The following is a 13,161-nucleotide window of genomic DNA, read 5'->3' on the forward strand; positions in this document are numbered from 1 at the left end:
GCTAGCCCTCCCCGAGGAAGCGCAGCACGGCCAGCACCCGGCGGTGGGTGGCGTCGGCGGCCGGCAGGTCCAGCTTGGTGAAGATGCTGCTGATGTGCTTGGCCACCGCGCTGTCGCTGACCACCAGCGCCTCGGCGATCGCCGCGTTGGAGTGGCCCTCCGCCATCAGCTTGAGCACGTCCCGCTCGCGCGGGGTCAGCTTCTCCAGCGGATCGCGGTGGCGGCGGACCAGCAGCTGGGCGACCACCTCGGGGTCCAGCGCCGTGCCGCCGGCGGCCACCCGCTGCAGCGCGTCGACGAAGTCGTCCACATTGGCCACCCGCTCCTTGAGCAGATAGCCCACCCCGCTGGTGTTGGAGGAGAGCAGGTCGGCGGCGTACCGCTCCTCCACGTACTGGGAGAGCAGCAGCATCGCCACCTGCGGCCACTGCCGGCGTATGAGCAGCGCCGCCCGCACGCCCTCGTCGGTGAAGCTCGGAGGCATCCGCACGTCCGTGACGACCACCTGCGGCTGGTGTTCCTCGACGGCGGCCAGCAGCGCCTCGGCGTCCCCGACGGCGGCGACCACCTCGTAGCCCACCGCCTCCAGGACCTTGACCAGGCCGACCCGCAGCAGGACCGAGTCCTCGGCGATCACAGCTCGCACGGCAACTCCACAGTGATGAGGGTGGGGCCCCCGAAGGGGCTGCTGATGGTCAGGGTGCCGTCCACCGAGGCGGCGCGTTTGCGCAGCCCGGTCAGGCCGGTCCCGCGGGACGCGTCGGCGCCGCCCACGCCGTCGTCGCGGATCACGATGCACAGCCGCCCGTCCTGCTGACGGACCGACAGGTCGACGCGGGAGGCCCTGGCGTGCTTGGCGACGTTGGCCAGCGCCTCGGAGACGACGAAGTAGGCGACCGCCTCGACGGTGGGCGCCATCGGGGCCGGCAGGTCGACCGCCAGCCGCACCGGCAGCGGGGCGCGGGCCGCGATGCCGGAGAGCGCGGCGTCCAGGCCGCGGTCCTCCAGCACCACCGGGTGCAGGCCGCGGACCAGGTCGCGCAGCTCGGCGATGGCCGCCTGGGCCTCCTCGTGCGCCTCGACGATCACCCGCATCGCCTCCGGGGAGACGTCCTTGAGCGTCTTGCGGGCCAGGCCCAGGTTCATCGCGAGCGAGACCAGGCGCTGCTGCGCACCGTCGTGCAGGTCCCGTTCGATCCGGCGGCGCTCGGCGTCGGCGGCGTCCACCACACCGGCCCGGCTCTCCGCCAGGTCCTCCACCCGGCGCTCCAACTCGCGTGCCCGGCTGGGCCCGAGCAGCGCACGGGCGGCGCGCCGGTCGATCCGGGCCACCCGCACGGCCAGCCAGGGGCCGGCGGGGAGCAGCGCCAGCCCGACCACGGTGAGCAGCACGTCGAGCGCAAAGCTGGCGCGGACCGCGCTGCCGCGCGGGATCAGCGCGTGCCAGAGCAGCACGGTGGCCATGGTGCCGCCGGCCCCGAGGGCCAGCAGCGCGACCAGGCCGGCCAGGGCCAACACCGGGCCGATCAGCAGGTGGTAGCCGACCTGGCGCCAGGTCGACTCCGAGCTGCACCAGGCCAGCAGGCGCCACAGCACCGGGGCACCGGGCGAGGCGACCGGCGGGTGCGGGCGGATCTCCAGGTCGCCCAGCGCCCGGAAGCGGCCGCGCTGGGCCCGGGTCAGCGCGGGCAGGATGACGGGCAGCAGGCAACTGACCGCGACGGCCAGCTTGCTGACGGTGACCACCGTCACCAGCGGCAGCAGGAACGGCAGGCCGGCCGCGACCAGCCGCACCTCGCGGGCGGCCTTGGCGGACCAGGGCGCGACGTGCGGGGTGCGCGCGGGGCGCTCGGTGGGACGGCTGCTGGGCTCGGCCTCCGGTCCGTTGTCCTGCTCGGAGAGCCAGGCCAGGCTCGGGTGCGCCGTCCCCCGGCGGATCCCCTCGCGCAGTTGGCGCAGCCCACCGGTCCCGATCACGTCGCACAGCTTAAGGGGACGCTCCAGGCGCGGTCAGTGCAGCAGGGTGCAGGCCGGGGGTGTAGCCAGGTACACCCCCAAGACGGGCCCCCACGCCAGAGACCCAGGCGGCCGGAATCGGCAGGCTGGAGGCTGTCGGAAAACGGATGCCGGACAGCGGACGGCGGCGAGCCAAGTGGCGGGCGTGATGAACGGGGTGGCACGGATGGACGCGACACGCGAGGTCCGGCAGGCGGCGGGCGCCCGGCCGACCGCCTTGACCTGGCCGGTGGCCGGCCCCTGGTCGGCCCGGCTGACCGTCAGCCGTGGCGGCCGCCCGGCACTGGAGGTCTACGAGCACGGCGAGCTGCTCGACGTGGTGGTGGCCAGCACGCTCGGCGGCCAACTGCTGCGCGGCGCCCGCCGCGCGGTGGTCGACGGGCAGCGGCCGACCGGCTTCGCCTGGGGGCGGCTGGACGCGGCCGGGCGGCTGCCGGCCGTCGTCTTCGCCGGCGGCCGGCTGCGGCCGCTCTGGCGCCCGGCCGAGCCGCGCGAGCTGGACGGCGGCTTCTGGTTGGCCACCGCGCCGGGGCCGTTGGCGGGTGTGGTGGCCAGTTGGCCGGACGGACATCGGGAGCGGCTGCGGCCGTCCCGGGCGTCCTGAGACACCGAGCCTGAGACACGGAGTGCGGGGGGAATCGCGATGGACACCAGGATCAGGCACCTGCTCGTCGTCCTGCTCGGCGGCGCCGGCCTGGCGCTGCTGCCGTGGATCGTGGTGCTGGCGCTGACGCTGCGCCACGCGGCGGGCTGGGTCGCGCTGGACCTCGCCGAGGCCGCCGCGCTGCTCGGCGCGGCCTGGCTGCTGCGCACCGACCACCGCCTGCACCGCCCGATCGCGGCGCTGGCCGCCGTCCTGCTGCTGGCCGACGCCGGGTGGGACATCGGCACGGCGGGCGAGCCCGGTGCCCTGCTGTCCGCGCTCGCCATGGCGGCGGGCGCCGAGCTGCCGCTGGCGGCGCTCTGCGTAGGGCTCGCGCTGCGCGGACTCGCGCTGCGCGGGCGGGCTTCCGCGGGCCGGCCGCTGCTGAGCCGGCCCGCTCTGCTGCTGGCGGCCTGAGACCCGACTCGTACGTCGAGCGGCTGAAACGGACCGTCCTCGCCGCCCCGGTGTGGCCACGAAGTTCGAGCGACTGTTACCGTCCCTGTGCCGAGCAATTCATGAGGGGGCGTCATGGCGATCGAGCTGCCTGACGAGGTGGTGTCGTTCCTCCAGTTCATCGGGATCAACTGGCCGAACGTCAATGAGGACCAGGTACGTGATCTGGCCACGCACATCCGGGACTTCGCGGACAAGGTGGACAGTACCCACCAGGCCTCGACGGCCACCGTGCAACAGATGTCCGAGGCCTACCAGGGCCAGTCCTACGAGGCCCTGGTCTCGGCCTGGTCGCACATGTCCAGCAATCACATGACCGAACTGATCAACGCCTGCCATGTGGTGGCCGACGCGCTGGACGTGGCCGCGGACGTGATCGTCGGGCTGAAGGGCACCGCGATCGCCGAACTGATCGGGCTGGCGGTCTCCTTCGTCGCCGACCAGGCCGCGGCCGTGGTCACCTTCGGCCTGGCCGAGGTCGCCGAGGCGGGGATCATCAAGGCCGCCGAAGCCGCCATCGACTACCTGGAGCAGCAGGTGGTCCAGCACATCCTGGGCGAGGTGATCGAGAAGGCGATCGACCCGCTGGTCGACGTGGTCGGCCGGGCGGTCAGCGGCCTGGTCTACTCGGCCGCCGCCGACGCGCTCGGTGTGAAGCCCGGCGGCGACGGCGCCGGCACGCACATGATGGTCGACCCGGCCGTGCTGATCCAGCACGCGGAGACGATGAGCCAGCACGCCCAGACGGTGGCCGGTCACGCCGACGAACTGCGGACCAAAATGGCGACTGTGACGTTCGTATGACCAACGCGATCGTCCAGGCCCTCGAAGGCGGCGCCAAGAAGCTGGGCAAGGCGCTCACCGACGACACCGGCAAGGCCGTTCACGGGCTGTACAGCGACACCGCGAACGGCGCCAAGAAGGTGGTGGAGAACACCACCAAGACGGACGCCGAGCACGCGACGCACCTCACCAAGATCCTTGACGACGGCAAGCACGACACCGTCAAGGACCCGAAGGTGCCCGGCCAGGGCGGCGAGCACCCGGGCGGCGAGGGCGGCGGCCACCCGGGCGGCGGCGACGGGGGCGGGCACCCCGGCGGCGAGGGCGGCAGCGGTAGCAGCCCCCAGCCCAAGGGGGTCAAGCTCGACCCCCAGCCGGACTGGCACGGCAAGACCGCGGGCGACATGAAGGGCCACCGCGGGCCGGCCCTCTCCGTCACGGGCCTGGACAGCGAGGCCCGCAAGACGGTGCTGCGCGACGAGTCGGCCACCTTGGCCGACGCCGCGAGGGCGCCGCGGAACACCAAGGTGGCGCCCGGCCCCGGCGAGTACCGGGTGACGACAGGCTGCGCCGGCAGCTTCGAACACGGGGACACCATCACGTCCCACACCAGCACCAAGAAGAACGGCCTGCAGGAGAAGCCGACGACCCACCCGATGGTGGCGAAGGTGCTGGACGAGATCGAGCAGGACCAGAAGGCCGGGAAGATCGACCCGCTCGGCGCGGGACACGGCAAGTGCGCCGAAGTCTCGCTGCTCAGCGACCGCCTGCACCAGCTGGATCCGGACGGCACGAAGATCACGACGGTGGAGGAGGCCAAAGCGGCCCTGTCCGGTGGCAATATGCATACCAGGCAGATCGGTGACAGCAGAGGTCCCGGCGAGAAACACGGGGAGTACAAACCACCCTGCGGGACCTGCATGCACCTGTTGCCCCGCCTCGGCGTCAACGCCATCAAGTAAACCCACAGATCGGAACGTTCTCCATGGCTCCGCCGCCCACCGGCCGCGAGACCGAAGACTGGCTCACCTCGCACGGCTGGTATCCCGGCCGGGACATCGGCGCGCGCGCCGAGCAGCTGATCGCCCTGCTGGTCGAGGACGCCGAGGAGCAGGGCAGCCCGCTGGCCCCGTCCCGGGCGGCCGCGGAGTTCCTGCACACCTTCGGTGATCTGACGCTCATCTACCCGGGCGGCTCCGGGGTCTCCATGATCCTGCAGCCGACGCCCGGCTACGACGGCGACGCGGAGGACATCAACGAGCTGGCGGAGTCGCTCGGCGAGGCGCTCTTCCCGGTCGGCTACGAGACGTCCGAGGACGGGACCGTGCTGATCACCCCCCGGGGCAGGTTCTTCTACCTGCACCACACCGGGGGCTACTACCTCGGCGAGGACGCGTGGGAGGCCTTCGAGACGAGACTGTCGGGGGGCGTGCTGCGGGACGCCGAGGACTTCTTCGTCGGTAGCGGGAACAGCCCGGAGTCCCCGGTGGGCCTGGACGGCGAGCCCATCGGACCGCCGGAGGTGCCCACCGTCGCCTCCTCGCTGGTGGTCGGCGACACGCTGGTGAGCGCGACCAGCCTGTCCGGCGACGGCGAGCCGAACCTGCACCCGACCATCGCGGCCTTCCTGACGTCGCTGCCGCCCTCCAAGCGGGAGCCGTTCATCGGCTACTGCGCCGAATCCCTGCTGGTCGCCGACCAGTTCTGGCGGATCGACGACGAGCGGGCGGACGGCACCGTCTGCACCATCGCGCAGGCCGTCCCGCACTTCGCCGGCAGCCAGATCATCTCCCGCGCCGTGCGCGACGAGGGCGACCCGCAGCACGGGCAGGTCATCGCGCCGTGCCTCTCCTGCACCGCGCTGCTCGAGGTGCTGGGCGTGGAGATCCTCCTTTCATGAGCGACCGGCACCACACGGAGTTGCCCGGCGTCCTGCGCACCGCTCTCGCGGACGGCGGCTGGACGACGTGGTACGACCCCGCCTCGACGGCCCGACGCTGGCTGATCGAGACCATGGCGACCCCGGGGCCCTCGGCCACCGGCGCCTGGCAGCTCTTCCCGGCCGCGCAGCAACTCATCCGCAAGTACGCGGCACTGACGCTGCGTCCGGTCGGTCCGGGAGTCGACGTGGTGGCGCGCGGCTGCGTCATCGACCCGCGTGAGGGGCAGTACGCGCGGGCGGCCTACACGCTGCTCTCGAGTCTGGTCGGCGCGGCCGTCTTCCCGGTGGGCTCGGCCGACGGGTCGCTGCTGGGCGTCGACGCGCACGGGCGGCTCTACATCCAGGACCCCGGCGGCTGGTGGTTCCTGGGCGCCGACCCGCTGGCGGGGCTGGCCCGGCTGGTCGAGGGGTTCGCCCCCTCCCGGGTGACGCCGGACGGCCGTTGGCTAGCGCTGCCGCCACTGCCCCGCGTGGTGGAGCGGCTCAGCTGGCGCGCGCCCGAGCAGGCCGAACCGGATCCGGTGGCGACCGTGGTGCGGATCGCCCTGGTGACGGCGTACGAACTGTGGCGGTGCCGGCTGACCGCTCCACGGGTGCTGCGGCTCTTCGCGCTCGGCGCCGGGAGCGAGCCACTGCTCGACCGCGAATACCCGCTGGGCACGGAGAGCCTCGACGACCTGGCCGCCACGATCGCCGCCGCCGAACTGCCGCAGCAGGCCGGCCGACACCGGCTGCACGCCCGACTGTCCGGTTCCGGCGCCTGGGACTGCCTGGTCACCCGGCAGGCGAACGGGGAGCTGGAAGTGCTGCTGCGCCACCGGGGCGCGCCGGACGCCGCGGCGGCCGGTACGGCGCAGGCCGCCGCGTTCGCCGCGGCGATCGACCGCTACGCGTTGGCGCTGGGGCGGCGGACCCGGTGACCTGCTGACGCGCAAAGCCTCCGTGCAATGTTACTGAATAGTCATCCAGATGTCCGCTCAGGTTGTTCCGTCCACGACGACGACCCGCCATCATGAGCCGACGGCATCGCCGTTCTTCGAGCACGTGGCCCTCTCCCCACCACTCCTGGACGGACGATGAAGACCTTCGCGACCCGCGCCGTGGCAGCCGGCGCCGCCCTGCTCTCGCTGCTCGCCTGGTCGGCCGGCACCGGCTCCGGCCAGGCCGGCGCGACAACGGCCGCCGCCCGCCCGAGAGTTCTGACCGGCGCCCAGCTCGCGGCCTCCTGGACCGGCCCGCTGAGCACCAAGGGCCGGTACGTCGTCGACGCCACCGGGCGGCGGTTCAAGCTGCAGTCCGGCAACTGGGAGGGCGCGCAGGGCACTTGGACCGGCAGTGGGGCGGTCGACGACCCGGCGAACAACGCGCACGGCGAACCGTCGAACAACCTGCCGCTGGGCCTGGACCGGGCGCCGATCGGCACCATCCTGGCCGGGTTCCACAGCCTGGGCATCAACAGCATCCGGCTGCCGTTCTCCAACGCACTGGTCCACGACAGCACGCCGGTGCCCGACGCGGCCGTGGCCGCCAACCCGCAGCTGAGCGGCGACACCCCGCTGCAGGTCTACGACGCCGTGGTGGCCGCGCTGACCGCCGACGGCTTCGCGGTGATCCTCAACAACCACACCACCACGGCTCGTTGGTGCTGCGGACTGGACGGCAACGAGCGCTGGAACAGCGGCCAGAGCACCCAGCAGTGGGAGGCCGACTGGCTGTTCATGGTGCGGCGCTACCAGTCCAACAAGCGCGTGGTCGGCGCCGACCTGCGCAACGAGGTGCGCCGCGACGCCACCGACGACCCCAACTGGGGCTGGGGCGACGCCCACGACGAGAACGCCGCCTTCGAGGAGGCCGGGAACCAGATCCTGCAGGCCGATCCGGACCTGCTGATCATCATGGAGGGCATCAACTGGTACGGCATCCCGCTGAACGGCCTGCCGCACGGGCGGCCGATGCTGACGCCGGTCGCCACCCTCTCCAACACCCTGATCGAGTCGGACAAGCTGGTCTACTCGGCGCACTTCTACGCCTACACCGGCCCCGCCAACTCCGGTGCCGGCAGCGGCCTGGGCGCGACCAACGACCCGCGCTACGAGGACTTCACGCCCGCTCAGCTCGCCCAAGTGGTGAACCAGGAAGCGCTGTTCGTCACCCAGGCGGGCCAGCACTTCACCGCGCCGGTCTGGGTGAGCGAGTTCGGCGCGGCCGGCCGCGGCGCCACGGACGCCAAGGAGCAGGCCTGGTTCGACGAGTTCACCGGCATCCTGGCCGCGAACGACACCGACTTCGCGATCTGGCCGCTGGTCGGCTGGACCGACAACTCCGGTGCACCGATGGACAACTGGGCGATGCTCTCGTACGACGCCGGCGGTCGGCAGCTGAGCGTCGAGGATCCCGGCGACTGGCGCGCCGCCGACTGGAACAAGCTGCTCACCGCGCCGAGCCTGACCGGTCCGGCGCCGGACGTGAACCACTGGAACCTGCTCGACCTCGACCACGCCGACTACGACGTCTCGGCCACCATGCTCGCGCTGCCCGACTGGGACTCCGGCGCCCGCAAGGCCGCCTGCCCCGACACCGAGCGGCTGGTGGGCCTGGGCCGCAGCAGCAGCCGCGGCCTGTGCACGGACGCCGGCGAGCCCGTGAAGAGCGGGGCGCCGGACGTGGTGGTCACCGACGAGCGGTATGTCACCGACGGCGACTGGGCTTCCGGCTACAACAAACTGCAGTGCCCCGACGGGGACTTCGCGGTGGGCTACAGCGTCCGAGGCGGCGCGATGTCCGCGCTGCTCTGCGCGCCCGCCGCGCACGCACTGCCGACCGGCGGGCGGGACGTCTGGTTCGACCACGGCGACAACCGGCCGAGCACCGGCGGGTCCGGCGGCAGCGACTGGGCCCCGGGGGACTACAAGGGGCAGTGCGCGGACGGCGAGTACCTCGCGGGCGTCGCCTACACCTGGAAGTGGGTCTCCCAGGGGGTGCCGGACGCGCTGCTCTGCCGGCCGCTGAGCTGAGGTCCCGGGTGGTGGAGTGCCGTCAGCTCCGGTTGTGGTCGCCCGTCCGGCCGTCGATCAGCTCGCGCAGGATGTCCAGGTGGCCCGCGTGCCGTGCCGTCTCCGTCGTCATGTGGATCAGCACCCAGCGCAGGGACACCGCGTCGCCGAACCACGCCTTGCCGAGGTCGTCCAGCTCCAACTCGCCGATCACCTGGTCGGCGGCGGCCCGGGCCCGGGCGTAGAACGCCAGGATGTCCGCCGTGGATTCGTCCGGCTCCACCCGCATGTCGGACGTCTCGTCGACCTCGAAGTCGAACGGCAACGGCCCGGTCTCGCGCCCGAACGCCTCGCAGAACCACCCGAGTTCGGCGCCCCCGAGATGCTTGACCAGCCCCAGCAGGTTCGTCCCCGACGGCGTCATCGGCCGCCGCACCTGCTCGTCGTCGAGACCGTCCAGCTTCCACAGCACCGCATCGCGATGCCGGTCGAGGGCGACCTGCAGACTCTCCTTCTCGCCACCGGTGAATGGCACACGCTTCATCATGCGGGGACGGTAGCAGGCGGCCGTCGACCTGGCTTCGATGCCCTGACCTCTCATAACATGAGACCCATGGGACGCGAACCGGTTCATGTGACGGTCTGGAACGAGTCGAAGCGGCAGGTGCCGCGCGCGGTACTGGTCCACGGGACGATGACGTGGGGCACCGAGTGCTTCGCCGAACAGCGGCCGCTGGCGCAGGCGTTCCGCGTCGAGCTGATGGACCGGCGCGGCTACGGCGACAGCCCGGACATCGATCGCTGCGACTACGAGGTGGACGCCGACGATGTCGTGGAGTTGCTGGGCGCGGGTGCGCATCTGGTCGGGTACTCCTACGGCACTGCGGGTGCCATGATCGCCGCCGCGCGAAAGCCCGAGGCCGTCCACTCGCTGGTGCTGATCGAGCCGCCGGTGCTGCGGGTCGCGCAGCAACACCCGGTGGTGGCGGCCGCGTTGCAGGAGATCAGGGCGGCCTTCGGCACCGAACGCGCCCCGATGAGCCCCGAGGAATACCTGCGGTACTCGACCGAGGACTACGGGCTCCCGGTCCCCGAGTTCACCCCGCGCCGGCTCCGCGCGGCGCGCTCGGCGATGGCCGAGCGCGTCGCCTGGGACGCGGAGATCGACTTGGCACCGCTGGCCGCGGCGAGTTGGCCGAAGGTGGTGGTCAACGGCACCTGGGAGACCGCGCATCCGGACTACCGCCGTTTCATCGGCGAAGCGATGATGGCGTGCGGGGAGTTCGTCGCGGAGCGGATCGGTGCGCGGGCCGTCCGGGTGAGCGGCGCGGACCACTACCCGCACCGCGACAGGGCCGAGCTGGTCAACGCTCTGCTCACCGAGGTGTGGGGCCCGTCCGCGACCTGGGAGTGACCGTCGGCGCCGGAACGGATGACCCCGCCGCGCCGCCGACGCCGTTGACCTGGGTTCGGGGGCACCAGGGTGTAGAAGTGAACGCGACCCGTTCCGCGCTGACGCCCGACTGGAGTTCCCCGATGAAGGCTCTCGTAGCCCGCGAGTACACGACGCTCGACGGGGTCGTCGTCACCGACCTCCCGAAGCCCGTCGCGGGTCCCGGTGAGGTGCTGCTCAAGGTGGAGGCCGCCGCCCTCAATCCGCTGGACCTCGCGCTGATCACGGGTGCGATGAAGGACATCTACCCCGTCGAGCACCCCCTCGTCGTGGGGATGGACACCGCCGGAACCGTCGCCGAACTCGGTCAGGGGGTGACGGCCTACGCACCGGGCGACCTGGTGCTCGCCTTCACCGGTCAAGCCGGGGCCGTCGCCGAGTACACCGTGGTCGCAGTGGGCCCGCACCTCGCCCAGCGGCCCGCCGGCCTCGCCGCTCCGACCGCCGCGGCCATCCCCGAGTCCGGGATGACGGCCACCTGCCTGCTGCGCGCGGTCGGCCTCGCGGCAGGGGAGAGCGTGCTGGTCGTCGGTGCGACGGGAGGTATCGGCCTGTACGCGGTCCAGCTCGCCGCCTCGCTCGGCGCCAAGGTGATCGCCACCGCGACAGCCGAGGACGCGGACTACGTGCGCGGGCTCGGCGCGCAGGGCACCGTCGACTACAAGGCGGGCGACGTCGCGGAGCAGACGCTGCGCCAGGTCCCGGACGGGGTGGACGTGGTGGTCGACCTGGTCAATCGCGGTGACGCGCTCTCCAACACCGCCCGCGCGGTCCGCGCCGGGGGCCGGCTGGTCTCCCCCCTCTTCGGGCCGCAGGACCTGGGCCGGGGAGTCACCGGCGTCTACATCGGCAGCTTCACCGCCGAGCCCGGCGACCTGGCGGACCTGGCCGCCCGCGCGGCCGACGGACGGTTGCGGGTGGAGATCGGCGCCACCTACCCGTTCGCCGACGCCCCGCAGGCCGTGGCCGACTTCGCGGGCAAGCACATCCGGGGCAAGGTCGTCGTCACCGTCCCGTAGCGACGCCTGCTCAGCTGCGGGCGGGTGGGCGCCGGTACGGGTTCGTACCGGCGCCCACCCGGGGCCCGCTCGCTCCGGCTCCCGCGAACGCGCGGGTCAGAAGCCGGACAGGCCGTTGGGCGTCCCCAGGCCGGTCGGGCCGTCCCAGCCGGAGCCGGAGGCGCACAGCACGGTGCAGCCGCTGTTCGTCGGGGCGTTCTGGCCGAGCGTGACGTCGTTGAACGCCGAGGACGGAGCGGCGTAGAGGGTGCTCGGCCCCTCGACGGCGGCCAGGTTGCCGCCACGGGCGTACAGGCCGGCGATGTACGGGCTGGACTGGCTGGTGCCGCCCACCGCGAGCCAGCTCTGCGGCTGGCCGGAGAACGGGGTGTAGTCGTCGTAGACGGCCGCGCCGGTGGTCGGGTCGGCGTCCGCGGAGACGTCCGAACCGGCTCGGTGGCCACCGCAGTTGGCCGAGACGCCGGTGGGCTGGCCGAGCGCGGGCGGCAGTTCGGCGGCGCAGCCGCTGCCGGAGCCGTCCCAGGCCACCTCGGTGTAGCCGTTGTGCCCAGCGCCGGGCGAGCGATAGAGGGCGGTCCCGCCGACGGAGGTGACGGTCGGCAGGTTCTGCGGCCAGCCGGAGGGCGTGCCCTCGTAACCGCCGTCACCCGAGGAGGCGGTGATCGCCATGCCCGGGTGGTAGAAGTCGCGGGCCGCCTGCCCCAGGTCGAGTGTCGCGTCCGGCGCGAACTGGTAGCTGACGCTGGCCGCCGACGCCCCGAGCGACGCCGCCGTGTTCATCGCGACGCCGAAGTCCTCGGCCGCCTGGTCCTGACTGGTCGTCATGTCCCGGTTGACGGTGATCTCGAGGATGTGACACGTCGGGCAGGCGGCGGAGGCCATGTCGACGTCCAGCGTGGTCTCGACGCCGACCTGCTCGTCGAAGTTCTTCTCGTCGGCGGTCGTGCCCGGAGCCAGCGGCGCCCCGCCGTGCTCGCCGACCTGCTTGAAGCAGCCGTTGGCCGTGGTGCACGCGGGCAGCCCGTACTGCGTGCGGTAGGCGTTGAGGTTGGCTTCGAGCGTCGGGAACGCGCCCTCGTCAAGGATCGCGATGGTGTTGGCCGGGCCGACGTTGGCCGCCGGCAGGTTGTACGCGGCGGCGAAGTCGGCCGGCCCGTACCCCGCCGGCGTGCTGGTGACCAGGGGCTTGGCCGAGCCGTGGGCCACGGTGACCACCTGGGCCAGGCAGCGCCCCCGCGCGATGCCGGCGCAGACCTGGGCGGTGCCCCGGTTGACCAGTTCGGGACTGGGCAGGCTGGCCGCCGTGCCGATCCTGGGACTTGCGGCGCTGGGGGCGCTGGCGCTGCCTGCGGCGCCCTGCGCCTGTGCCGCGCCGGCTGGCAGGATGACCGGGCCGGCGACCAACGCGCCGACCGCCACTGCCGCCAGGGCGGCCTTACGGATGTTCATCGAAGCGGTTCCTCTCACCGGGCGCACGGCGGGGGCCCGCTGTGCGCTAGCCCGAAATGCTGAGCGTCACGATCATGTCAACTCAGAGGCGACATGTGACACGTGGTGCACTGGAGGTTCGATGGATACCGGCACGCTGATGGACAGTCAGCATCGGTCTACGCAAGGGCACATGGGTTACCCGGGCGTGAATTGATGTGTCCATGTGTGAAGTGCCGGTGCAACATTCACACCATGGGACCGGCCGCGTCAATAGGTGCCACAGCAGGCGCAGGGCCGGGCGGGCTCACCGTGGATCCCCCAGCGGCGCGTGGTGGCAGCGGGCTGGGCGCCCTGCCGCTGCCCTCACTGCCCGACTCCCACGCCGCCGGACCCGCGGCACTAGTGACCGGAAATCGCCTACCGGC

Annotated in this window: 13 protein-coding genes; 9 read left to right on the forward strand and 4 right to left on the reverse strand. The window is 72.5% G+C overall.

Features of this window, described 5'->3' with window-relative positions; genetic code table 11:
- Window position 1 precedes the first annotated feature (1 nt).
- A complete protein-coding gene (locus P3T41_RS14890; RefSeq protein WP_280690307.1) occupies window positions 2-646 on the reverse strand; it encodes a response regulator transcription factor in 645 nt (214 codons plus the stop codon).
- Window positions 634-1,977, reverse strand: a complete 1,344-nt coding sequence (locus P3T41_RS14895) for a sensor histidine kinase (protein ID WP_280690308.1) — start codon at window positions 1,975-1,977, stop codon at window positions 634-636. Before P3T41_RS14895 ends, P3T41_RS14890 begins: the two co-directional genes overlap by 13 nt.
- Window positions 1,978-2,182: 205 nt before the next feature.
- On the opposite strand from P3T41_RS14895, the gene P3T41_RS14900 reads away from it, so the two are divergent.
- The 7 genes from P3T41_RS14900 to P3T41_RS14930 all read left to right on the forward strand — a co-directional run bounded on the left by P3T41_RS14900 (window position 2,183) and on the right by P3T41_RS14930 (window position 8,854).
- Complete coding sequence (locus P3T41_RS14900; RefSeq protein ID WP_280690309.1) at window positions 2,183-2,620, forward strand: hypothetical protein; 438 nt, start codon at window positions 2,183-2,185, stop codon at window positions 2,618-2,620.
- 39 nt (window positions 2,621-2,659) lie between these two features.
- On the forward strand, window positions 2,660-3,076 hold the full coding sequence (locus tag P3T41_RS14905) for a hypothetical protein (protein ID WP_280690310.1): 417 nt from the start codon (window positions 2,660-2,662) through the stop codon (window positions 3,074-3,076).
- A gap of 114 nt (window positions 3,077-3,190) precedes the next feature.
- Window positions 3,191-3,919 (forward strand): WXG100 family type VII secretion target, encoded by a 729-nt coding sequence (locus tag P3T41_RS14910; RefSeq protein WP_280690311.1) that lies wholly within the window; start codon window positions 3,191-3,193, stop codon window positions 3,917-3,919.
- The gene (locus P3T41_RS14915; protein ID WP_280690312.1) at window positions 3,916-4,860 is read left to right on the forward strand and encodes a YwqJ-related putative deaminase; all 945 of its coding nucleotides are present in this window, start codon (window positions 3,916-3,918) and stop codon (window positions 4,858-4,860) included. The genes P3T41_RS14910 and P3T41_RS14915 overlap by 4 nt, the downstream gene beginning before the upstream one ends.
- A 23-nt stretch (window positions 4,861-4,883) precedes the next feature.
- The gene (locus P3T41_RS14920) at window positions 4,884-5,798 is read left to right on the forward strand and encodes an SUKH-3 domain-containing protein (RefSeq protein WP_280690313.1); all 915 of its coding nucleotides are present in this window, start codon (window positions 4,884-4,886) and stop codon (window positions 5,796-5,798) included.
- Window positions 5,795-6,760, forward strand: coding sequence for an SUKH-3 domain-containing protein (locus tag P3T41_RS14925; RefSeq protein WP_280690314.1), 966 nt, complete (start codon window positions 5,795-5,797; stop codon window positions 6,758-6,760). Before P3T41_RS14920 ends, P3T41_RS14925 begins: the two co-directional genes overlap by 4 nt.
- A 156-nt stretch (window positions 6,761-6,916) precedes the next feature.
- On the forward strand, window positions 6,917-8,854 hold the full coding sequence (locus P3T41_RS14930; protein ID WP_280690315.1) for a cellulase family glycosylhydrolase: 1,938 nt from the start codon (window positions 6,917-6,919) through the stop codon (window positions 8,852-8,854).
- A gap of 22 nt (window positions 8,855-8,876) precedes the next feature.
- On the opposite strand, the gene P3T41_RS14935 is transcribed toward P3T41_RS14930, so the two are convergent.
- The gene (locus P3T41_RS14935; protein WP_280690316.1) at window positions 8,877-9,380 is read right to left on the reverse strand and encodes a DinB family protein; all 504 of its coding nucleotides are present in this window, start codon (window positions 9,378-9,380) and stop codon (window positions 8,877-8,879) included.
- 66 nt (window positions 9,381-9,446) lie between these two features.
- On the opposite strand from P3T41_RS14935, the gene P3T41_RS14940 reads away from it, so the two are divergent.
- Complete coding sequence (locus P3T41_RS14940; protein ID WP_280690317.1) at window positions 9,447-10,247, forward strand: alpha/beta hydrolase; 801 nt, start codon at window positions 9,447-9,449, stop codon at window positions 10,245-10,247.
- A 122-nt stretch (window positions 10,248-10,369) separates the two neighbouring features.
- Entirely contained in the window at window positions 10,370-11,305 is a 936-nt protein-coding gene (locus tag P3T41_RS14945) for an NADP-dependent oxidoreductase (protein ID WP_280690318.1), read from the forward strand.
- Window positions 11,306-11,401: 96 nt separating this feature from the next.
- Here P3T41_RS14945 and P3T41_RS14950 read toward each other — a convergent pair whose 3' ends face one another.
- Entirely contained in the window at window positions 11,402-12,754 is a 1,353-nt protein-coding gene (locus P3T41_RS14950; RefSeq protein ID WP_280690319.1) for a peptidase S8, read from the reverse strand.
- Between the last annotated feature and the right edge of the window lie 407 nt (window positions 12,755-13,161).

The organism is Kitasatospora sp. GAS204B, assembly GCF_029892155.1.
GTDB lineage: Bacteria > Actinomycetota > Actinomycetes > Streptomycetales > Streptomycetaceae > Kitasatospora.